Source organism: Chlamydiales bacterium (genome assembly GCA_016185065.1).
Lineage (GTDB): Bacteria > Chlamydiota > Chlamydiia > Chlamydiales > Rhabdochlamydiaceae.
In genome coordinates this window covers 441,197-464,702 of record JACPOL010000008.1, presented here as the reverse complement: position 1 = coordinate 464,702, position 23,506 = coordinate 441,197, and the positions used below count along the sequence as shown (strand labels likewise).

The window sequence follows — 23,506 nt, the reverse complement described above, 5'->3', positions numbered from 1 at the left end:
ATTAACTAAAAAATTTAGTAAACTATTTGTAATTATTTTTTAATTTTATGGAGTTTTTATGACATCAACAAGTTTAACAACATCTCAGAGATTAAATGAGGAGTTCTACTCGTGGACACGCCTCGTTACCGAGTATGCGAGTAGCGACAAACCTGCGGAAGTATCCGAGCTTATTCGCTCCCATTTTCAGACCCGAAGAGCTGCTCAAGCCTACATCTCATCACTCACGGAGAGAACCCCTCCTAGAGATGGATCCCCTTATCCTCGAGCGGGTGTATTCAAAATTCCAGTAAGCATGTTCTCTTCTCCCTATCGAGGTCGAGGAGATAGTTTCTATCCCATCGTGCATGAAGCGTTAACAGAGATGGCGCTGGTGCCTGAGGAGAGAGCGCTGATCAGAGCAGTTGCTTCTGAAGCTGACAAGAGGAAGGCACAAGTAGTCTTTGAGAAGGCGGTTACAGACCCCTTCGAACAGATGTTTGCTAAAATGGGAAGTAAGCTTTTAGGTGGTTTTGGTAAAGAGGCCGCTCATGAGTCGTGCGCGCAAGCTGGAATAAAGGAGCTTAGCCATTTTGAGAGGTATATAGGTGCAGCAGAAGAGATCCATACAGTTACATTGGATATAGATCGCACTTTTTTCACGTTAATGGAGGATGGAAAGGGTGAGCGTCACCTAGAAAAGCTATCTCTCCGCCGCACTCTCGCACATGAACTCGTCCACGTTTTCCACGCTTTAACCAGAAGGTACGAGGCGTTTGAGAAGCTTCCCAAAACCGTTCGCTGGACAAATGGCCATGAAGAGGCTGCTATTGCTGGAACTTGCGAAGGTGCCGTTTTCGAATTTTCTGAAAACGCCTTTGCCAGAGCGCGCGGAGAGATGCAGAGGCTCACACACCAAGGATGGTGGCTAGGCGATTCTAGAGAGGCTCTCTTTCTGCAAGCGCTTCAGGTTGGCGCTTACGGAACCATGCATACACTCATGCTAGAGTGGTTAAAGCGCAAAGTAAGTAGAGACTTTTGCGAAGAGCGAGTTGCACAGACTAAGAAGGTAGGTGCAGCGCTAGAGCAGGTGTTTCAAGTTCTTCCCAAAGATCTGGTCGCTAAATCGTTTGCAGGCGTCACTGCAGCTGTCGAAAAGCAGATGCAGGGAGTGCAGGAGGATCTAGGCGTATCCAAACTTTTCGATCTCGATCGCGTCCTTGATGAATATATTATCAAAGCCCGCACCATGCTGCCAGTGGAAATGCCAGCTCAAACCAATAAGTTAGATGAAGCCTTTTTTGATGAGCTTGTGAAACACAGACACGTTGCTTACGGCGTATTAATCGAATTTTTTAAGAATAACGGAAGAGAAAAGAGAGTAGAAGTCATCGAGAGAGAGATCGGAAAAATCCAGAAAGAGCGAGAAGATTTCCACCAGCGCCTCATAAAAGCCGGAGAACCTCTCTTTCGCATGCAAGCTGAGTTACAAGCACAAATCGCCAAAGATAATGCTGAGCGAGCCGAAAGTAAAAAGCAAAAAGCCGAAGGCAAAAAGGAGGGCTCGTCATGACAGCAGCATCTATGAGTCTTATTTCTTATTCTCCGACGGGGCTCGATACTCCCAAAAGAGCTAGAGTAGAGGCAGGGGAGAACCGCTTCAAGAGGTTCTCAAAAGCGCTTTTTAACTATGTTCACACCTTTCTAGATCCTAGAGAGCTCGCTGAACTGCTTCCAACTTGCAAGCGCCTCTATAAATCCGCAGGTGATATTTACCTGATGTCTTCAAGAGAAGTGAGAAGCGTGGAAGACGTTCTTGGCTGGTTGAAATTTTCAAATGAGAGTTTAAGAGTTCCCAGAAACTACACTCAAGTAGTCGATCTGATGAAAAACCTACGCTTCTTGAAGCTGAATGGGAAGGGTCTATTTTCCGCTAGAGCTCAAAGAGAGCAGGTCAGGCAGATTCTCGCTTCAAAAGTTGTTTCACAGCTCACTGAACTACACGTTAGTTCGGGGCTTTCCAACGCTACTGCTTATGACATCGCCACTAGGTGTTCCGAGTTAAATACACTCCATCTCAACTGGTGCTTCGACTTAACAGATGAGGGCACAACAAGGCTTACAAGACTTACAAAACTGCATACGGCCTCTTTTTACGGCTCTCCTAGAGTCTCTACAAAGACCGCCGAGCGTCTTGCTAAGATGCCCTCTTTAACAGGCGTCAATCTCATGGGATGCCTCGGCATGACGCATGAGGCGGTAAGCGCTCTTTTAGACGCCCCAAGTTTAAGAAGCCTAGAGCTGGGCGGCATCAACGGCGATCACGACTACCAAGAGCAGCAGAGAATTGCTGGTGTGATTGCAGAAAAGGGCGGAAATCTTACGCATCTAGTTACACTTCACACGCAGTATGAACCGGCTAGATTCATTCAGATTGCAAGTGGATGCCAGCAGCTGATTCAGCTCGACATGAGAGCCTTCGACCTCCCAACAGCTTCCCAGCGGGCTTCGCTGCGCAGCGCAATGGAAGAGCAGAATCCCCGCCTTACAATTTTAGGCCTTTGTCCCCCAGCTGATGCTGAGTCGGACTCTGACGAGTTTTAAGACTAATAATTTTTAATAGAGAGTTTTTATGACAACAATAGCAGCATCGATGAGTCTGGTTCCCTCTTCTCAGGTGGCCGCAAGGGTAGCTAGGGTAGAGAGTCGCTTTGAAAAGCTTCCGGATGTGCTTTTCAACAAGGTCCACGCCTTTCTTCTTCCGGAAGATCTCGCTAGCATCTTCTCGACATGCAGGGGTTTACGCGCAGCTGCAGATGTAAGCGTACGCACGCTTTTTCGCGGGATAAGAGAGTGTAGTTACATTTCAGATTGCTACCATCTCGCTTCAAAGAGTTCAAGAGTCGTTAAAGACTATGCGCAACTATTTGGAATAATGCCAAACCTCCGTTCGTTAACTTTAAGTTCCGAGTCGCTACATCTTGTAAGATTCCTACAAGATGGCTCGCCACACTCTACAAGAAACTTGTTCAAACGCGTACGCACCTTTACAAAACAGGATATTTTAGCGCTCGAAGGAGTAACTGTGGAAATTTTGGGTTTTAGCAGAATTTCACAGCTCACAAGTTTACATGTTCAAGGCCATAATTTGGGATTCTCCGATGAGAGTGCACAGAGAATTATCTCTGGATGTCCCCGATTAAACACGCTTACTTTTTCTGGCTGTGAAGAGCTAACTGATGAGGGCATAAGAGATCTTGCAAAACTCAAACAACTTGAAAGCGTATCTTTTGAAAGTTGCTGTCGACTGTCTCAGAGGAGTGCACAGGTACTCGCAAAAACACCCTCGTTGACAAGCGTGACTGTTGCTGATGGGTGTGTAGGAATAAAGCATGGATCCTTAGACGTTCTTCTAGACTCGCCAAGTTTAAGACGACTATCAGTGGGCTCCTTCTTAGGCCAAAATGAAGGCGATCAATTTCGTGTCATGGGTGTGGTCGCAAAAAAAGGGCGGAATCTTACGCATTTGTCTTTCAAATGGTACTTCCGAGACATCACCACTTGGGGAGCTGAGTGTCTTTGTGAAGTTGCGGAAGGATGCAAAAAACTGGTCTTCGTGGATCTCTCAAGCTTCAATAAAATAAGCAGCGGGCGGGCAGCGCAGATAACTTTGGCTTTTAAAGGCGTTGACGTTCGAATGCCGCGCATCGCCGCCGACATGGTAGATTATGATGAAGATGAACGCCCATAATTTTAATAGAGAGTTTTTATGACAACAGCAGCAGCATCGATGAGTCTGGTTCCCTTTTCTCAGGTGGCCACAAGCTCACCCAAAAGAGCGAGAGTAGAAGAAAGGGAAAATCGCTTTAAAAGGCTTTCTGCACCGCTTTTCAACTACGTTCACACCTTTCTTTGTCCGATGGAGAGAGCTTCGGTTCTGCCAACTTGCAAGCGCTTGCGCGAGAATGCAGAGGCTATCTGGCGTATGTCTCTACATGGAATAAGAAAAGTTGCCGATTATAGAACTAGCCTTTCGTCTCACTACCATTTCGCAAATGGAATAGGTTGCGCGATGGGCTGGGCGACGAATTACACAGAGCTAACCGATGAGATGCATAGCCTTCGCAGTCTATACTTGAGAGTGCGTTACACTTTAAGCACTCCGGTAAGCATGGAACGGCAAAGTCAAATAGACTACCCACGTGACTGGAGGGGGCTAGTTGCCGACTGGGAAGAGAGAGCTCATGCTGGTTTTAGACAAGCAGTAGTAGACATTTTGGCCTCAACAAGAATCAAACAGCTCACAAGTTTGAGTATTATTAGTGACAAGCAAGATTTGGGGCTTTCCGACACTCTCGCAAGAAGAATCACTACTGGATGTCCGGAATTAGAAGAGCTAACGTTAATGGAAGCACGTCACGCAATAGATCCACACGTAACGGATGCGGGACTTGCGGGCCTAGGAGCCCTTACAAAGCTCCGGAGCGTCCGTTTTGAATGTTGCCATGGGCTGACTAAAAAGACCGCAGTGGTGCTTGCAAAGATGACCTCTTTAACGAGTGCTGATCTTAGGGGATGTAAAGGAATAAAGCATGAATCGGTAGATATTCTTCTAGACTCGCCAAGCTTAAGGCGTTTGGGGGCAGGCGACTACTGGCATGATCAGTTCGAGCGGGAGAGTCTTACTAGAAGAATCTTGCAAAAAGGTGGGGAACTCACACACCTGTTTGTTGGAACAGAATTAGGTAAAGAAGTTCTTATTGAAATTGTCAATGCATGCGGAAAGCTCATCCATCTCGATATCTCAGATATCTATCAGTATAGTCGCTCCCAAAAAGACAATTTTGTCTCCGATATAAGGTGGTCTCTTAGAAATAGAGAGCTGGAAATTGTGGAACCTTGTTTCAACGAATATGAACCTCCTCGCGAGCTGGAGTACCACAGCGACGATGATGAAGGCTGCTAATTCCCCATAAGGAGATATTATGACGGCTGCATCGATAAGTCTATTTTCTAGCGATTGCCTACCTCCTTCTGCGACCAAAAGGGCAAAAATAGCCGTTAAAGAGGAGAGGCTGGAGCTCCTTACAGATGGGCTGTTTAAGCACGTGCTCTCATTTTTGGGAGCAAGAGATACGGCTGGGGCCTTACGCGTCTCTCGACGTTTCGTGTTCGCGTCGCACCTGTTTCTGAAGGCGAGGACCTACGTTACAACTCTTGTCGAGCGGGGTCTATTTACTTTTAAAGCTGCTCCCTACTTTGCTCGCTATCAGGGAGAGAGCTTCCCGCTTCTTGTGAGAGAAGGCCTGATGGAGATGGGGATGGAGCCGAAAGAGATGGCTCTACTTAAGGCTATTGCTTCCGAGGCAGAAGAGAGGGGCGCGCAAATTGGATTTGAGCAGTCCTACCCAGATGTTTCACCCGCATTTGCCAAACTCCATAATGTTAAGCTCAAGTCGTGCGCGTGCTACGAAACAGGGTCAAAAGGAAAGATACACTGGGTCGCTTTAGATCCCGATACGCCTAATACTTCATTGAAATTAATGGGGGATAGTCGCGGCGCGTGGCACTTAGAGCCCACCTCGTTTCGCCGCACCTTAGCTCATGAGCTGCTTCACGTCTACTGCGCCATAACGGGAAGGCATGTGGGGTATGAGAGGCTTCCCAAAACAGTACGCTGGACAAATGCACACGAAGAGATGGCGATCACCGGTGCCTGCGCAGGAGAGTCTATAGAATTTTCAGAAAATGCTTTTGCGCTTGCAAGAGGAGAGATGCATAGAGTTTCGCACTTAGGAGTAGCAACTGTTTCTAAAGAGGAGCTCTTTGTTAAAGCATTCATCTTCGGCGCTGATGGAACCGTTAGCAGATTACTAGCAGAAGCTGCTCGTCGAGAGGAGCTTGAAAAGTGCTTTGCTTCACGCCAGGCCATTGACAAATTCGCATTTAGAAGTTTACAGCTGACAAGTCTTTTCTTTCTGGATGGAGTCTCGGATGAGAGGCTTATTAAAGCTTGCGCGCATAACCCTTTTGTGGAAAAGTCTCTACCCGCTCAGACCGATCTTGTCTTTTTTCAAGAAATGACAAAGAGAAGGAGCGCCGCCTTTCAGCTCTTCATTAATACACTTAAATCTCTTGGCCGAAAAGAGAGAGCTGAACGCATTGTCTGGAACGTCAGACTGGCCTCATTCTCTCTTTGATTGTGCGAAGCCGAATCCCGACAGTAATATTTTTTAACCCGACAGTAATAATTTTTAATAGAGATTTTTTTTATGACAACGGCAAGCTTAACTCCATCCCAAAGGCTAAATAGACACTTCTACTCATGGGCAGATACCATTGCAGAGTATGCAGGTAGCGATCACCCTAAAAAGGTAACAGCGCTTGTCATCTCAAGCTTCCAAGTCCAGCGTGAAGCTCAAGCTTATATCACCTCTCTTACTGAAAGAACGCCTGCTACAGAAACTGCGTATGCTCGAGATTGCATATTCGTTATTCCCACAAGACTCTTTTCTAGTGCGCCAACAGGAAAGGATTTCGGCCTCCAGGTCTTTGAAGCCCTCACAGATATGGCGATGGTTCCTGGAGAAAGAGCGCTGATAAAAGCAATTGCTTATGAAGCAGGCAGGCGGAGTGCACAAGTGAGGTTTGAAAAAGTAGCTGTGGATCTTCACGAACAGAAGAGTGAAAAAAAATCTGGTTTAAACATAGCTACTCAATCGTGCGCATATCGTAGAACGCAAGAGACATCTACTGCTGAAGAGATACATATTGTAGCGCTCGACACGAAACGCACCTTCATGAGTTTAATGGTAGATGAGAGAGGGAGGTGGCATCTAGAGAAGCTATCATTGCGGCGTACTCTTGCCCATGAACTCATTCACGTTTTTAACGACTTGACCAGAAGATACGAGGCATTTGCTAAGCTTCCAAAAACAATTCGCTGGACAACTGCCCATGAAGAAGCTGCAATTTCTGGGAGTTGTAGCGGAGCTGTCATAGAATTTACCGAGAACGCTTTTGCCCGTGCTCGTGGAGAGCTGCAGAGAGTTTCCCACCATGGTTGGGAGGCTAGCAATTCAAAAGTGACTCTCTTTTTGCAAGCGCTTCAAGTGGGTGCAAGTGAGACTGTCACGAAACTTGTTGAAGAGTGGAGAGAGCGCAGAAGGAGTGAAGAGCTGTGCAAAAGGGTCAGAAAAGCTGCAAAAACTGTATATGCAGCATTAAAAAGCATGCAGCCAGCCGAACTTGCCGGCTCTTTTCCAACGCGGACAGAATTCTTGAATAGAGCGACTCAAAATGTGATGAGCAGTATTTGCACATTCGATCACTTTGATCTCGATCAGGTTCACTATCAACAAATCATTGATGCGCGCACCTTGCCTCCTTTAGAAATTCAAACTTCATCCTCTATAGCTGGTAAAGAATTTTTGGAAGAAGTTGTAAGCCGCAGAAATGCGGTTTATCAAAATCTGATTAAGATTCTCAAATCAAATGACCGTAAAATGAGAGCGGAAATGATTGAGCAAGAGGTCGAGAAGTTCAATAAGAAGCGTGAAGAGCCTTCTGAACTCATGCCAGTAATTGAGGGATCATTCGCAGAATCAACTGAACGCGCCCTTCTCTAGTATTAAGGATTTGACAGCCGTCTTGATCAAGCTATCGTTGAAAAGATTTGACGATAGCTCCAAAGTTTGGCAAGATCGCCACTCTTATGGACAAGAAGACTATCATTTTAACTGGCGATAGGCCAACCGGATGTTTGCATCTCGGTCACTATGTTGGTTCACTTAAAAACCGTGTGCAGCTCCAAGAGAGCTGTACTCAGTATGTGATGATTGCAGATCAGCAGGCGCTAACAGACCACGCCGAACAGCCGGAGAAGGTGCGTGAAAACGTCCTGCAGGTCGCTCTCGACTATCTAGCGGTGGGCATCGATCCCAAAAAGACCACCATCTGCATCCAGTCGCTTCTTCCCGAGCTTCCTGAACTTACCCTCTACTACCTCAATCTCGTTACTTGGAACCGGCTTAAGCACAACCCTACCGTTAAGCAGGAGATCAAACAGAAGGGATTCGGCGAAGCAGTCCCCGCGGGCTTTATGATCTATCCAGTTAGCCAGGCAGCCGATATCACCGCCTTTAAAGCCACGCTCGTTCCCGTTGGCGAGGATCAGCTTCCCATGATCGAGCAGACCAACGAGGTGGTTAGACACTTTAATCGCATCTACAAGTGCGAGGTCCTTGTTGAATCTAAGCCTCTGCTTTCCACTACTGGAAGGCTTCCAGGTACCGACGGAAAGGCCAAGATGAGCAAGTCCCTTGGCAACTGCATTTACCTTTCAGATTCCGCCGACCTTATCGTTAAAAAGGTGAAGGGGATGTACACCGATCCTGGCCACATTAGAGTGGAAGATCCGGGCAAGGTTGAAGGGAATACCGTCTTTACCTATCTCGACGCCTTTGACCCCGATAAAGAGGCCCTAGAGGCCTTAAAAGCCCATTATACGAGGGGCGGGCTGGGGGACATGGTGGTTAAGAAGCGCCTCATCGAGGTGCTGGAGGCCTTTCTAGGCCCTATACGCAAAAGACGCGAAGAGCTCGCAAAAGACCCTGACGCGGTGATGCAGATCCTCTTTAACGGCACGAAACGCGCCCGCGAGGTCACCTCTCGCACCCTCCTCGAAGTCCGTAAGGCGATGCACCTAGACTACTAATAACTCTTTTTTGGAGTGCGGAGACTTGTCTCCGCTTTTCTTAAAATCGACTTGTCGATTTTCGCTCAATTAAGAGAGATCGCCAGGTCGATCTCGAGAAAAGCGGAGACAAGTCTCCGCACTCCAAAAAAGAGGCTGCTCTATTTCTTCTCTTGCTGCTCTTCTTCGATCTCTTCGTTTAGATCCTCTTCGGACTCATCCTCGGGAGGAGTCGTGCTTTCGATATACTCGCGGAAGGAGAGGTAGATGGCTCCTACAATAAAGAGCACAGGAAGCAGGTAGCGCTCGGAAAAGCTGAAGAGTGCAGTGAAAAAGACCCCCAAAAAGACAAAGAGCGTTACGCACATGTCGTAGTAGCGGCCCAGTGAGAATTGGCGCACAGCCAGAGGAATGCCAATGACGAGCATGATCCCAGGCCACCAGTCGTTAATAAGAGAGAGAACTAGCAGTCCCATCAGAAACAGGACAAAAGCGAAGACTTTGGCTTTCTTTTTAGATACGAATAACTTGTGCATGAACCTACCCCTTTTTTTTCACCCTATCGAAAAGGTGAAAAAAAAGAGATCAAAAGTTATTAAGCGTCGGGAAAGTTACGGATCTCGACCTGGCGGCTATAGCCGAGCTGGTCTCTAATGAGGGTGACGATCGGCTCGACGGTATAGTTGAGGAGGAGGTTTATTCCAAAGCTTGTGAGGTTGATGGCTAAAAAGGCAAAGTTAAGAAATACAAAAGGTAGCGCGAGTAGAAAGCAGGGAATCGCTAGGAGTTGCATATAGAGGGGGTTACTAGATCTGGATAGCTCATTTGCTGGGTAGCTGAGCATTTCTAGATAATCAGTGCAGGGAATGTAGGGAATATTGCAAGTATCTCTAAACCAGATGAAGAAGGGCACACTTAGGAGCTGCCGAGGATCGAGGCCCATATACGCACCTCGGTAGTAGGTATCAAGTCTTGTGTTCATAGGATTCCAGTGCATGGTGCGCATAGAGGCGTGCCAGAAGTAGGAGGTGAACATGTTTACCTGACTTCTTCTTGCGAGATCGTCGGGAAGAAGAGGCATTGAAGCTTGGTCGGCGCTCGGATGGAGGTCTCTAGCTAGAAATCGCTCCATTGCGGTAATTTCTCCTGCCGATATCCTATGGGGGACCGTTCTGAAGCTATTGAAGATCACGGCTCCTTCCGGGTCGGCAAGTGCTCTGGTCTTAAGATCTTCAAAATAGGGCCGGAGTGTTGTAGGTTCTGCACCTGCTGTTCTTAGAACATTTCCTGCCACTCGCTCTTTAATACTGAACCGCTCAAAAAAATTGTAGGTGTGATTAACAAGCAGTTGATGTTCGACTTCAGTCTCATCTGTGAGATGAGTTCTGGAGTGTTCGCAAGCTTGGAGCTTCAGCGTAAGTTTGTCATAAAAAATTGAGAGTCGCATATCGACAAGCTCATTATTTTGCGTAGACCCAAAATCTCTTCTAAAGTTCCAGAACTGATCGTGTTTTGCGCGACCAAAAGTAGAAAACGTCAAGCAGGTGTGAATAGAGAAGCATCTCCTTGAAAGTTCTGAGACTTTTGTAGCTGCAGGTTCCGTACCAAACTTTTCGCGGTATTCTGCTTCCACTTCATCGTGACAAGGGGTCAAGTTGAGCTTGGTTGCCAGAAGCCGAATGAACTCGCTAGTTGCGGCATTGAAAGCTTTTGAAACCCGGCTGAGTGCAACGAGATCGTCGGAATTCGTAAAGTCGCAGATTACGACAGAGGCGTCTAGACCATCTCTTATTGATTGTTCTACTGTTCTTAATGTCATGACAAAGCTCCTTGCTCAGGGAAGGTGTGGATATGGACCATGCGGCTATAGCCGAGCTGGTCTCTAAAAAGGGTGACGATCGGCTCGATCGCGTAGTTTATGAAAAGATTCACTCCCATGATGGCGATATTGAGGGCATACAGGGCCACGAAGGAAAGAGCGCCGAGTGTAGCCAAAGGCAAGCAGGGAATTAAGTATATGGCATCTAAGAAAATAAAATTTCTCGTGAGAGTGTTAAAGATCTCCGAGAGGTGATTTAACCCCTCAAAGACGGGAATGAGGGGAATGTTGCTCTTATCTCTAAACCAGATGAAGAAGGGGATGTCGGAGAGCTGATGAGGATCGAGGTTCATATAGGGGATGTTATTATTATTGGAACGATGGGCATTGGCAAGAAGGCCATTTGCCTGCGTTCTTCTTGCGAGATCGTCTGGGAGCACGCGGATCGGTTTTTTCTGATGGATCACCAAGCAAGAGAGAGCTGTGGCACTTGGGGCAAAGGTGGGCGTGCGATCAAATCTGCTGCCATAGATAACTAGACTGGTAAGATTGCTAAATGAGAAGGCTTCAAAATCCGGGCTGGCTCTTGACGCCGCTGAGAAGTGGATCTCCAGAGTCTCTAGGCTTGTGAGTGCATTGATCTCTCGAGGCACACCCGTTACATTTTGCAGTATAAGATGTTTTAGCTGTCCAATAGCCTCTGCAGCACCGCGGAAAGTTGCGCGAAGAGTGGCATCAGGTTGCGTTACGTCTAAGTTCTGACCACGATAGTTGAGAGCTTCGCATAGCCGTACGAAATTCTGCTCTTTATCCCGATTGTGTGCCGTATCGGTGATAAGGAATTCTTCTAATTGAGTAATGCCTGGCAGAGAGAGCCTCTGAGGATCTCTGCGGAAGGCTTGAAACCGTTGAAAACCTGATTGGGTTTCAGTTGCAGCGCTTCTTAGATCTCTCATAAAGGGGTGCAGGCCCGGAGTGCCTCTTCTCATCACCGCTTCAAAACGCTGTGCTACCAGCTCCCTTACACAAAACTTCTGCGCGAAGGTAAGAGCTCGATCAAGAAATACCTCTTGAGCAAAAAGAATCTGGTCTCTTTGAAGGGAGATAGCACCTCTTCTCGCTGCTTGCTCTTCCGGAGTTAAAGCGGCAAAGGTATCAGTTTCTCCCTCCGCTGCCAATTTTGCAGTTATCCAATCCTGCTGTAAAGCCCACTGGCGCGCTTCAGGGAGCTGGCATGCGCGCAGTTTTGGCATGAGGTCGGAGTAGAAGAGAGCAAATCGTTTGTTTGTCAGATTGCTACTTTGCATCTCGTTAAAAATAGCAAAGAGGGGCTGCGCCCGCGTGCGCATGGCGCTCCGGGCATTTAGATTTGGTCCAAATGCGCTTCTCACTAAATCAGAGCACCCCTGCGCCAGTGCTGGGATGTGTGTAGAAGGAAGGTCTTCGTTAAATAGATCGCTGTAGCGTCTGTCCACCGAATCTGCTTCCAAAGTCTGATCGAGTTTGGATATCAGAAATCTAGTGACTTCGCGCGTTGCATCGCGGAAGGCTTTTGAAATGCGGCTGAGTGCAAGAAAACTATCTGCATCTGCCATCTCGCAGAGTGCGACATAAGCGTCTTGATCGCTTCTTAATGCGTGATCTACTGCTCTTGATGTCATAATGGAGCTCCTTGTTCAGGGAAGTCGCGGATGTGGACCATGCGGCTGTAGCCGAGCTGATCTCTAAAATAGGTGACGATCGGCTCGATCGCGTAGTTAAGAAAGAGGTTTACTCCGAAGATCGCAAGGTTGATTGCGAAAAAAAACGGGCTAAGAAAAGCAAAAGGGAATGTGAATAGAATCGCAGGAATGAGGAGATGGTAGTCACCTGCGTAATAGAGAGCTTTTGCAGGGGAGGCGAGCATCTTAACATAGTCGAGAATAGGGATGTAGGGAGCGGTGCAGTTATCTCTAAACCAGATGAAGAAGGGGATATCGGAGAGATTTGCAGGTGGAAGATCCATAAATCCCAAGTTGTAAATGCGGTAGCTATTGTGTGCCTGCGGATTCCATACTTGCATGTGGAACCAGGCGTCTTGAGCAAAAGCCCTAAAAGTATTCGCCTGCGTTCTTCTGGCCAGATCATCTGGAAGCACGCGGATGGGCTCCGGTTGATCGATAACGACTCTTGAGAGAGTCTCTCCATTCTCTGGAAGGAGAGGTAGCTGTGAGAGCCCAGCATTTCTGATGGTTAAGGTTGCGAGCTCAGTGAATGCGCTAAAATCGAGGCTAGTGAAGTTGCAGCCCGCTTCGAAGATGATCTGCAGCTCCCTTAATCCTTTACATAAGCGCAGCTCTAGAGGGATGCCAGATAGCTCCTGCAATAATCTAAGACTCCCAATCTGCGCAATTTGAGAAGCGAGATCTGGGGTGGCAAACAAAGAGCGCAGGCTTTCATCGGATTCGTGAGCGTCAAAAGGAATCTGTTGGGCGCTGAGTGCATCTCGAAGTTCAGAAAAATTAATACGCCTCTGATCATTGTGTTCCAAATCAGTAAGCAGAAACTCTTCGAACTCTGTGATCTTCTCTAGAGAGAGGCTTTTGGGGTCTCTGCGGAAGGCCTGAAATCTTTGAAGCCCAACACTGGTCTCACTTGCAGAGCTTCTTAGATCTCTCATGAAGGGATCCAACTCCGTAGAATTTTCTCTCATCGTAGATTCAAAGCGCCTTGTCACTATCTCTCTGAGATAGAACTGGTGGCAGAGAAGGGAGCAGGCAGCAATCAGCCCCGTTTTAGGAGTAACAATTGCAAGCCTTTCGATTTCAATCGCAGCACTACGGTCTCTTCTTTGATTATGCGTTAAAGCGAAGAAGGCCTCTTGCTCTCCATGTGTTCTTAAGTATTCATCCAGAGGATTTCTAGCAATAGCCCACTGCTGCGTCGCTGGAAGTTGGCACCGCTCCAGCTCTCTTTTAAATTCTGAGAAAAAAAGTGCACGCCGCTTGTTTGAAAGAGCATTCACCTGCTCAACGAGAGGAAGTGCAATGAGGCGCTCCCATCGCTCCTTTAACACTCTGCGCACAGCTCCATAACTAGCCCCTAGTGCGCTATCAATTAGATAGGTGCACTCAACAACTTGCCCCCTCATCATCCTCGCATAATCTCCTCTAAATTGGGTCCTAAGCACCTCTGAAAATTGAGCGTTGTAGCTTCCTTCAGTGACCTCTCTATCCCAGGTCTGATCCAGCTTAGTTCCCAGGAGTCGAATGACTTCGCGCGATGCAGCATTGAAAGCTTTTGAAACCCGGCTGAGCGCGACAAGGCCGTCAGAACCCGCACACTCGCAGATTTTAACGTAGGTGTCTTGAGGAGTTGCATACTCTACTCTTGATGTCATAATGCTGCTCCTTGTTCAGGGAAGTTGCGGATGTGGACCATGCGGCTGTAGCCGAGCTGATCTCTAAAGTAGGTGACGATCGGCTCAATCGCGTAGTTGAGGAAGAGGTTTACTCCGAAGATAGCGACGTTCAGAGCAATAAAAGTAATGCCGAGTAGCGCTGCTGGTACTGCTAAGAGTAGCGCCCAAGGAATCAGAGCTGGATTGTTCATCAGAGAGTAGAAGCGTCCGGTGAATAGATTCTCAAGCATAGTGCTGACGTCGCCGATGAAAGGGTAAGAGGCATTCCTTGCCCACATACCCAAATCGAGGATGGGAATATGTGGAACGTTGCAGTTATCTCTAAACCAGATGAAGAAGGGGAGGTCTGAAAGATGACTAGAATCAAGACCCATGTATCTGAGTGGAGCGAAGCCTATCTGATTGTTAGGATCCCAAAATGCGGAGTGGACAACGGCCTGATAGAAGTATGCAAGAAGGCTGTTTGCTTGAGTTCTTCTTGCAAGATCATCGGTAAGCACGTAGATGGGCTCTTGCTGAGAGATAGTGACTTTAGAGAGGGATGTAGCGCTTTCGGAGATGAGCGGCACCTCGTTAAGTCCAGCCTTGCTGATATGTAGGTGCGTAAGTTGAGTAAATGCAAAGGCTCTAAGATCTAATCTGTCTAGCCTCGTGCCGTCTTTGAAAAAGATGCTAAGTTTTTTAAGCCCAGTTAACGCGCTCAGCTCTGGAGGAATATCCGTGATCTGAGACAAAGAGAGCTCTTCAACTTGAGCGATTCGAACAGCGATGTCTGGTCGTGCGAATGCTGTACGCAGAAGATCTATTACCACCGACACGTCTTGCTCAGTAAAAATTCCTTTCGAATGCAAAGCTATGCAGAGCTGGCGAAAATTCGAGTCTCGCGCCCGGTGAAGCGGGTCGTTAAGCAGGAACTCTTCAAGCTGGTTGATTTTTGTCGTCGATAGCCTCTGAGAATCAGCACAGAAGGCTCTAAATCGAGCAGCGCCAGCGGAACTTTTTTCCGCATCGGCTTTTAGGTCTCTCATGAAAGGAGTTAAATCTGTGGAACCCTCTTGCATGGTCTTATGAAAGCGCCTAGTTACAAGCTCTGGGATATAGTAAAAAGTTTCAAAGGTGTTGCAAGCAGTTTTAAGACGCCCGCTTTGAAGCATCAAAATAAATGTTCTGTCAACCGAGATTTCTGCTTCTCTTGCGCTTCGCTCTTCTGCAGTTAAGAGTGGATGAGAGTCGGCTTCTCCACTTGCAATAAGTTTTGCTTGTAGCCAATTTTCTTGATGAACCCATGCATTTTGTTCCGGCAGCTGAAGATCGTTTAAATCCTTGAAAAAGCGCGAGAAGAAGAATAAGAGCCGTAAGTTTTCGCTTCTGCTGGGTTGCACCACCCCAAAGACATGTATAAAGCGGACCTGCTGCCTCAGTCTAACCACCCACTCTTCTCCGGCAGGAAGATTTCCTGGAGGCTGGCGTCCTATGGCTTTTGTTAGTAGGGCATCGCACGCCTTCACATACGTCGTAAGAGCTTCTTCTATAGGACGATCTTTAGGATAATCATTCTTCGCATACGCCTCTTCGAAAATCAGCGTGCCCCTTACCTGCTTTAGCTCGTCCGACAAATAGCGAATGACTTCGCGCGTTGCGGCGTTGAAAGCTTTTGAAACCCGGCTGAGCGCCACAAGGCCGTCAGAATCCGCCCATTCGCAGATTGCGACGTAGGCGTCTTGAGGAGTTCTCTGTGCGTAGTCTGTTCTTGATGCCATAGTTCTATTTGGTACCGTGTTGAAAAAATCTTATTTTCTTTGATTGAGCGGAGCGAAATCCCTGGAGTGCGGTGCTCTGCACCGCCCTGGCTTTTCTAAAGACGAATCGCCAACGAGATATTGAAAAATCAAGGCGGTGCAGAGCACCGCACTCCAGGGACTCTCTTCGTTCGTCAAAGAAAGGAGTGCTTTCTGCATACTCTACTCTTGATGTCATAATGCTGCTCCTTGTTCAGGGAAGTCGCGGATGTGGACCATGCGGCTGTAGCCGAGCTGATCTCTAAAGTAGGTGACGACCGGCTCAATGGCGTAGTTAAGAAAGAGGTTTACTCCGAAGATAGCGACGTTCAGAGCAGCTAAAGCAGCGCCGAGAAGTGCCGCTGGCACCGTTAAGAATAACGCCAAAGGGATCGCAAGGGGATTGTTCATCAGAGCGGCGAAGCGTCCAGCGAGCAGATCCTCAACCACATAGCCGACGTTTCCTATGAAAGGGTAAGAGGCTTCTTGTAGCGACCTGCCCAGCTGAAGGATAGGGATCTGTGGAACATTGCAATTATCTCTAAACCAGATGAAGAAGGGGATATCAGAAAGATCCCAAGAAGAGAGGTTCATGTACGCCTCTGAGTTGTGGGATCTATAGTTACTAGACCACAACGAGTAGCTCCATGCATTCTGGTAGTATGCATAGAAGCTACTCGCTTGAGTTCTTCTTGCCAGATCATCCGGGAGCACGCGAATCACTCCTCTTTTGACGTTATGGAAAAAGCTATAATCGATAACGAGTCTTGAGAGCTGTGGTGCGCTAAGTCCGAAATCCGGCACGCTTCTGAGGCCAGCATCACGAATAGTTAAGGTTCTAAGTTGAGGGAATGCAAACTCTTGGAGATCCATAGACACGATATTCCCTCTAGCAGGGCCTGTCGCGTTAATTAAAAGCTCTTCAACACCTGTCAATTTGTTAAGTTCTTCTGGAAGAACTCCGGAAATATTTTCAAAGCTAAAGTGTTTTATGCGTGCAATCTCAGAGATCACATCAGCATTTTCAAGGCGGGCGCGCAGCTCTCCGCTGCTTCTTGTTATGTCGAGTGAGACTCCTCTTGCGGCCAGCCCCCTGCAGAACCCCATAAAATTCTCCTCTACTCGATCTTCCACAGGAATATGAATATTTAATTGAAGAGTGATGATTTTTTGGACTGAAAGCCTCATGGGATCTCTACAGAAGTTTTGAAAGGCGCTGAGGAAGCCGTGCTTTTGCGCAGAGATTCTGAAAGCTATCATGAAAGGGGTAAGATTGCTGCCACCAGCTCTCATAGTGATCTGAAAGCGTCTAGTTACTGCTTCTCTACTTTGGAAGTCTCTATAGAGAGTTTCGATGTCGAGAAGATTTTCATTTAGGCTTATAAGAATGCGAATCCTCTCCTCCTCAATAGCCCTTCTTCTAACAGTCTGCTGTTCTTCCGTTGAATCATTATATAGCTCCAGCTCTCCATCTGCGACTAGCTTCGCACCTAGCCAATTTCGCTCAAGCACCCATAGCTGCTGCGGAGCCTGACTCAGCCTTTTTTTTATGGCACAGTAGAGATTTGCGAGACGCTTGCTCACAAGTTCGTTACTATCAGGTACGCCAAAGGCTGAGAGAAAGCGCTGCCAGTTTGTATGTCGCAGTTGATACGTGCCAGGATGAGGCCCAGGTCCAATTACAGCTGTATGAAGTGCATTGCACTCCGCGGCTAGAGTAGGGATTACCTCTGCTGGGGGACGCCTTCCGAATAGCTCGGTGTAGCGCGCTTCATCGGAGTCTGCGCTCCAGGTCTGATCTAATTTTGTAGATAAGAGGCGGATGAATTCGCGAGTTGCGGTATTGAAAGCTTTTGAAACCTGGCTGAGCGCGACAAGGCTGTCAGAATCTGCAAACTCGCAAATTGAGATGCGAGTGTCATGGGGAATTCTCTCTGCAAGTGCTGCTCTTGATGCCATGGATCTGCCTATGTTTAATTTAAAAACTCGTTAAATTTTAACATAATTAGATATTTATTCGTGTGATTGATATTTTTTTATTGTGTTTTTAGTTAAAATAAAAATGTTTTTTATGCGTGTTAGAAAGCGGGGTCAGATAGACATATTTTGAGCGAGGTATCTGCCTGTCAAAGAATTCTTTTTAGTGGCCAGCTCTTCGGGAGTGCAGGTGGCGACGATCTTGCCCCCTTTTTCGCCAGCTTCGGGGCCAATTTCGATGAGATAGTCGGCATTTGCGATGATATCGAGGTTGTGCTCGATCACGATGAGCGTATTTCCCTTATCGACCAGGGTCTGGAAGATGGGGAGGAGTTTTGCGATATCGTCGCTGTGGAGGCCTGTGGTGGGCTCATCGAGAAGGTAGAGGGTCTTGCCGGAGGAGCGCTTGGCAAGCTCGCGGCTGAGCCTTAAACGCTGAGCTTCGCCACCAGAGAGGGTGGTGACCTCCTGGTTGAGTTTGAGGTAGCCGAGTCCAACGGAGATGAGAAGGTCGAGGAGGCGGCTCACTTTGGTGAGGGGGATCTCCCACGCCTTAAGCTCGCTCACTGTCATGTTGAGGATCTCGCCCAGCTGCTTGCCGCGGTAGGTTACTTGAAGGCTGACGGGGTTTAAGCGATAGCCATTGCACGAGTCGCAGACGATTTTAACGGGGGGAAGGAACTGGAGCTGGATGCTCTTTGTTCCGAGGCCCCAGCAGGAGGTGCACATCCCTTTCTTGTGGTTAAAGCTAAAGTGTCTGGGCTGTAGGCCGCGCGCCTTGGCTAGTTGTAGATCGGCGAAGAAGTAGCGCAGGGGAGTGAGGAGATCCGAGTAGGTGCTCACGTCTGCGCGGCTTGTCTGGCCGAGGGGGTTCTGATCGAGGACGACGAGCTTTTCAAACGCGTCGAGTCCCTCTACTTTTCCGTGTGCTAGCGTGACCTCGGCTTTTCTTTGAGAGAGGGCCTCCGAAGCGGCGGGTCTGAGCAGGTCGCCGATAAGTGTGGATTTCCCCGAGCCAGAGACTCCGGTAATGCAGGAGAAGATTCCAACGGGGATCTCTACGCTTACGTTGTGCAGGTTGTGAAGAGATGCATTCTCGATCGAGATCCACCTCTTTGGCTTGCGCCGCTTTTCTGGAATGGCGATCTTCTTTCTGCCGCTGAGGTAGGCACCAGTGAGCGAACGGGGATCGGCCTTGATCTGCTTGAGAGTCCCTTGAGCGATGATCTCGCCTCCCTCTTTTCCAGCGCCAGGGCCAAAGTCGAGGATCTCATCGGCGATCGCCATGGTCATCGGATCGTGTTCGACGAGGATAAGGGTGTTACCGAGGTCGCGCAGCTGGATGAGTGCCGAGTTGAGTTTTTCATTGTCGTGAGGATGCAGGCCGACTGTCGGCTCATCGAGAACATAGATGCAGCCTGTGAGGCCGCTTCCCAGTTGCCGGCTAAGGCGGATGCGCTGCTCTTCGCCGCCGCTAAGCGTGGGCGCTGTGCGATCGAGCGAGAGGTAGCCGAGGCCGATCGTCTTGAGGAAGTGGAGGCGCTTGCCAATTTGTCTTAATGGCTCTTCAAGGAAGTTTCTCGCTTTGTCAGTTAGGGTGATCTCAGAGATGAAGCTCTCCGCGCTTTCAATGGGGAGGTTGCAGAGGTCTGCAATCGAGAGTTTTCCGATGCGCACATTGCGCGCAAGCGGATTTAAGCGGCTGCCTTTGCAAGAGTGGCAGGGGGATTGATCGAGCAGGGGGGCGATCTCTTCGCGGACGGCGCGTGCAGCCGACTTCGCGGCCTTTGCAAAGACGGGGCTGATTCCGCGCCAGCGGAAGAGGGGCCCTTTTCTTTCGAGGCGGATCTCTTTTTCAGATCCGGAGAGGAGGATCTGAAGCTTATCGGAGGGTTGCTCGTCGAGGCGTTTTCTCGCGTCGATCTTCTCCTCTTTCAAGAAAGCGCGGAAGAGATCGATGGCTTCGTCAGTTGCATAATCTTTCCAGAGCAGGTAGGCGAGGCCGAGAGGGGTGAGTTTTGCAAACTCTTTGTAGCGCATGAGGTCTGCGCCATACTGCACGCCGAGGCCGAGGCAGTCTAAACACATGCCCGCATCGGTGTTAAACGAGAAGGTGTGAGGAGTGATGGGCGGATAGGACTTTCCCGTCGAGACATCTGCAAAGGAGAGGTTGAAGAAGAGATCTTCGCTATCGAGTGCTGCAACGATGATACCGCCGGAGAGAGAGGCTGCCTTTTCAATTGCTTCTAGAAGGCGCCCGCGGATCGAATCTGCTGTTTTTAACCTGTCGATGACCAGCTCGATGCTGTTTTTTCGGTGCTTGTCGAAGGGGATATTCTCGTCGAGCTCGTAGTAGGTGTTGTTGAGGCGGACGCGCAGATAGCCGGAGGAGAGCAACCGGGCCTGCAGCGCCTCCCACGACTCGTTCTTGCGCTGTTTGATGGGTGCGAGGAGTCTGAAGGCAGTTCCTGCGGGAAGCTTTAACAGCTTCTCTGTGACATACTCTTTGGAGATCGACCGAATCTCTTTGCCCGTCTCTGGGCTGTAGGGGGTTCCGAGATGCGCAAAGAGGAGACGGAGGTAGTCGTAGACCTCGGTCATGGTGCCGACGGTGCTGCGCGGGTTTTTGCCATGGCCAGACTGTTCGATTGCAATCGCAGGAGAGAGCCCCTCGATGTTATCCACCTTCGGCTTGGGCATCTGGCTGACAAACTGCCTGGAGAAGGTAGAGAGAGATTCTACGTAGCGCCTCTGACCCTCTGCGTAGACGGTCTCAAATGCAAAGGAGCTCTTTCCAGATCCGGATGGGCCGGTGCAGAGGGTGATCTTCTCTCGCGGGATCTTCGCGTTTACCGATTTTAGGTTGTTCTGCGAGGCGCCCTCGACGAGGATAAAGGGTGAGGAGGTAGCTGCGCGCGCCTTCTGCTTTTTTACAGCCGCATGCGATGCAGAGAGCATCTGGTTTAGTGCAACGCCTGTGGGCGATTTAAGCTTTGCGATCTTCTCGGGCGTTCCGGTTGCGACGATCTCGCCTCCCTCTTTTCCTCCTTCGGGGCCGAGGTCGATGATCCAGTCTGCGCACTTGATGAGATCCATGTTGTGCTCGATCACAAGAAGCGAGCTTCCTCGGTCGACAAGCGCTTGTAGAACGCCGATAAGCTTATTCAGATCGTGGAAGTGGAGTCCTGTTGTCGGCTCGTCGAGGATGTAGAGTGTGCGCTCGTTTGACGGGCGAGAGAGCTCTTTTGCCAGCTTGATGCGCTGCGCCTCTCCGCCTGAAAGGGTAGGGGAGGGCTGTCCAATTTTTAAGTAGTCGAGGCCGACGGCATTTAGCGTCTCCAGTTTTTTGCGGATCGCGGGAAGTGCTGAGAAGAAGTCTAGAGCTTCAGCAACGGTCATCTCTAAAACATCGTGGATGTTTTTTCCACGCAGCAGCACAGAGAGGGTCTTCTCATCGAAGCGTCTTCCCGCACAGTAGATGCAGGTGACCCACTCATCTTCCATGAAGTCCATGTCGATGCGCGTCATTCCCATGCCGCCGCAGTGGGGGCAGGAGCCCTCTTGGACGTTAAAGCTAAAGCGTCCCGGACCAAAGCCGCTGGCTTGGCTTTCGGGAAGCTCTGAGAAGAGCTTGCGTATCTCGTCGAAGAGTTTAACGTAGGTGGCAGGGTTGGATCTCGGCGTGCGCCCGATGGGAGACTGGTCGATTGCAATCACCTTATCGAGCTCTTCAATTCCCGTGATCTTTTTGTGCTTTCCTACAGGGAGTGTGGAAGCGAGAAGTTTGTTAGAGAGCGCAGGGTAGAGTAGGTCGGTGATAAGAGAGGATTTACCGGAACCGGAGACGCCAGTGACTGCAACGAAGACTCCCAAGGGGATTTCAGCAGTTACGCTTTTGAGATTGTGGTGCGTCGCCTTCTCGATGACAAGCGCTTTTTTCGTGCTTGTTCTGCGCTTTTTTGGAATCGCAATCGTGCGCCTTCCCGAGAGGTAGGCGCCGGTGAGTGAGTGTGGCGCTTTTAAAAGATCTGCGAAGCTGCCGTTTGAAACGATCTCACCGCCTCTCTCTCCCGCTTCTGGCCCGACGTCGACGATATGGTCCGCTTCGCGGATCGTCTCCTCATCGTGCTCCACAACGATCACAGTGTTTCCCTTGTCGCGCAGCGCCTTCAGAGAGGCGAGCAGTTTTAAGTTGTCGCGCGGATGGAGGCCGATTGAGGGCTCATCGAGAATGTAGGTTGCTCCCACGAGTCCCGAGCCGATCTGCGAGGCGAGGCGCACGCGCTGGGCCTCTCCGCCAGAGAGTGTGGGAGCTGTGCGCTCGAGTGTGAGGTAGTGGAGGCCGACGCCGTAGAGAAATTGTAGGCGTTTGATGATCTCTTTTAGTAGCTCGTCAGCGATGAATTTCTGTTCGGCAGTCAGCGAGAGTTTTTGAAAAAATGTAAGAACCTCTTCCACCGAGAGCGAGGTGAGCTCAGAGATCCGTTTTTTACCGATCGTTGTGGCTGCGGGGTAGGGTTTGATCCTCGCACCGTGGCAGTCGGGGCAGATCGTCTCCTCCATCAGCTCTTCCATGTTGCGGCGGTAGGTGTCGCTCTTCGCTTCTAAGTAGCGCACCTTGGCCTCATGCAGCACGCCGCGCCACTGGACGTAGTCGGTCCAAGTGGTGTGCTTGGTTGGGTGGACGAAGCGCATGCGCAGCCACTTCTGCTCGCTTCCATAGAGAAAGACATTTTTTGCTTTTTCAGAGAGCTTCTTCCATGGCGTGTTAACCTTGAAGCTGTAGAGGCGGGCGAGATTGTCGTAGATGTTCCCAAAGCGGACGGTCTGGTAGGAGCTTGCAACGCTGCAGCAGTCTTCATTGATGCTCTTTTCGGGGTCGATGATCTTATCGAGCTTGAACTCGAGGTGTGTTCCAAGACCCATGCAGGTGGGGCACATTCCAGACGGGTGGTTGAAGGAGAAGTCTTGTGGACTCAATGGACCGTAGGAGAGGCCCGACTTTGGAGAGAAGGCGAGCTGAGAGAAGAGGGTCTCTTCCTGTGTCTCAGCATTCTGGACGCTCATCACTCCTTTGCCCTTTTCAAGGGCCTGGGCGATCGCCTCTTCAAGCCTGCCCGTTTCAGATGGATCTACCACCAGTCTGTCGATGAGGATGTCGATGTCGTGGGCGATCTTGCCATCGAGGGAGATCTCCTCGTTCAGATCGACTATACGGCCGTCTAAGCGCACGCGCGTAAATCCGTGGCGCAGAAGCTCGGCAAAGTCGTCTTTAAACTCTCCCTTTTTTCCGCGCGCATAGGGGCTGAAAATATGTAGCTTTGTTCCTTTGGGAAGAGCAAGGATCTCACTTGCGATCTCTTTAGCGCTGCGCGGCTTTACAGGTTCAAGGCTGACAGGGCAGTGGGGAGTGCCGACGCGGGCGAAGAGGACGCGCAAGTAGTCGTAGATACCTGTAATCGTTCCAACCGTCGAACGCGGGTTTCTTCCCGAGGTCTTCTGCTCGATTGCAATGGTAGGAGAGATCCCCTCGATTAGCTCAGCATCTGGTTTGGGATAGTCGGCGAGGTGGCGTCTTGCGTATGCCGAGAGCGATTCGATGTAGCGGCGCTGGCCCTCAACGTAGATCGTATCGAAGGCGAGAGAGGACTTGCCAGACCCTGAAACTCCTGTAAAAATGATCAGCTGGTAGGGTTCAAGGGTGAGGTCAACCCCTTTTAGATTGTGAACGCGGACCTTCTTTAAAACAATTTCTCTACCTTGCATGCCAGAGATGATAGCTCCGCTCCTCGATTCTGGCAACCAGTTGCAATCTGCTTGTCACTCGAGTAAGCTAGAATAAATTACACTTCGAGGCA

The 23,506-nt window shown here is 49.3% G+C and carries 14 protein-coding genes; 7 read left to right on the top strand and 7 right to left on the bottom strand.

The features are described from left to right. Nucleotides 1-58: 58 nt before the first annotated feature. The 7 genes from HYX48_06065 (at nucleotide 59) to trpS (ending at nucleotide 8,695) form a co-directional block, all read left to right on the top strand. Complete coding sequence (locus HYX48_06065) at nucleotides 59-1,552, top strand: hypothetical protein (GenBank protein MBI2743465.1); 1,494 nt, start codon at nucleotides 59-61, stop codon at nucleotides 1,550-1,552. Continuing rightward, a complete protein-coding gene (locus HYX48_06060; protein MBI2743464.1) occupies nucleotides 1,549-2,583 on the top strand; it encodes a hypothetical protein in 1,035 nt (344 codons plus the stop codon). The genes HYX48_06065 and HYX48_06060 overlap by 4 nt, the downstream gene beginning before the upstream one ends. 28 nt (nucleotides 2,584-2,611) lie before the next feature. Beyond that, the gene (locus HYX48_06055; protein ID MBI2743463.1) at nucleotides 2,612-3,730 is read left to right on the top strand and encodes a hypothetical protein; all 1,119 of its coding nucleotides are present in this window, start codon (nucleotides 2,612-2,614) and stop codon (nucleotides 3,728-3,730) included. Between the two features lie 18 nt (nucleotides 3,731-3,748). Continuing rightward, on the top strand, nucleotides 3,749-4,945 hold the full coding sequence (locus HYX48_06050; protein MBI2743462.1) for a hypothetical protein: 1,197 nt from the start codon (nucleotides 3,749-3,751) through the stop codon (nucleotides 4,943-4,945). A 19-nt stretch (nucleotides 4,946-4,964) separates the two neighbouring features. After that, entirely contained in the window at nucleotides 4,965-6,179 is a 1,215-nt protein-coding gene (locus tag HYX48_06045) for a hypothetical protein (protein MBI2743461.1), read from the top strand. 72 nt (nucleotides 6,180-6,251) lie between these two features. Next, nucleotides 6,252-7,607 (top strand): hypothetical protein, encoded by a 1,356-nt coding sequence (locus HYX48_06040; GenBank protein ID MBI2743460.1) that lies wholly within the window; start codon nucleotides 6,252-6,254, stop codon nucleotides 7,605-7,607. Nucleotides 7,608-7,693: 86 nt separating this feature from the next. Next, entirely contained in the window at nucleotides 7,694-8,695 is a 1,002-nt protein-coding gene (gene trpS, locus HYX48_06035; protein MBI2743459.1) for a tryptophan--tRNA ligase, read from the top strand. A gap of 140 nt (nucleotides 8,696-8,835) precedes the next feature. Here trpS and HYX48_06030 read toward each other — a convergent pair whose 3' ends face one another. The 7 genes from HYX48_06030 to uvrA all read right to left on the bottom strand — a co-directional run bounded on the left by HYX48_06030 (nucleotide 8,836) and on the right by uvrA (nucleotide 23,414). Beyond that, nucleotides 8,836-9,210, bottom strand: coding sequence for a hypothetical protein (locus HYX48_06030; GenBank protein MBI2743458.1), 375 nt, complete (start codon nucleotides 9,208-9,210; stop codon nucleotides 8,836-8,838). Between the two features lie 59 nt (nucleotides 9,211-9,269). Continuing rightward, nucleotides 9,270-10,493, bottom strand: coding sequence for a hypothetical protein (locus tag HYX48_06025; protein MBI2743457.1), 1,224 nt, complete (start codon nucleotides 10,491-10,493; stop codon nucleotides 9,270-9,272). After that, a complete protein-coding gene (locus HYX48_06020) occupies nucleotides 10,490-12,154 on the bottom strand; it encodes a hypothetical protein (GenBank protein MBI2743456.1) in 1,665 nt (554 codons plus the stop codon). Before HYX48_06020 ends, HYX48_06025 begins: the two co-directional genes overlap by 4 nt. Next, a complete protein-coding gene (locus tag HYX48_06015) occupies nucleotides 12,151-13,872 on the bottom strand; it encodes a hypothetical protein (GenBank protein MBI2743455.1) in 1,722 nt (573 codons plus the stop codon). Before HYX48_06015 ends, HYX48_06020 begins: the two co-directional genes overlap by 4 nt. After that, entirely contained in the window at nucleotides 13,869-15,653 is a 1,785-nt protein-coding gene (locus HYX48_06010; GenBank protein MBI2743454.1) for a hypothetical protein, read from the bottom strand. The genes HYX48_06015 and HYX48_06010 overlap by 4 nt, the downstream gene beginning before the upstream one ends. Nucleotides 15,654-15,866: 213 nt before the next feature. Then, nucleotides 15,867-17,630 carry a hypothetical protein gene (locus tag HYX48_06005; GenBank protein ID MBI2743453.1) on the bottom strand — a complete coding sequence of 588 codons (1,764 nt, stop codon included), beginning with the start codon at nucleotides 17,628-17,630 and terminating at the stop codon, nucleotides 15,867-15,869. A gap of 132 nt (nucleotides 17,631-17,762) precedes the next feature. After that, nucleotides 17,763-23,414 carry an excinuclease ABC subunit UvrA gene (uvrA, locus tag HYX48_06000; protein ID MBI2743452.1) on the bottom strand — a complete coding sequence of 1,884 codons (5,652 nt, stop codon included), beginning with the start codon at nucleotides 23,412-23,414 and terminating at the stop codon, nucleotides 17,763-17,765. Between the last annotated feature and the right edge of the window lie 92 nt (nucleotides 23,415-23,506).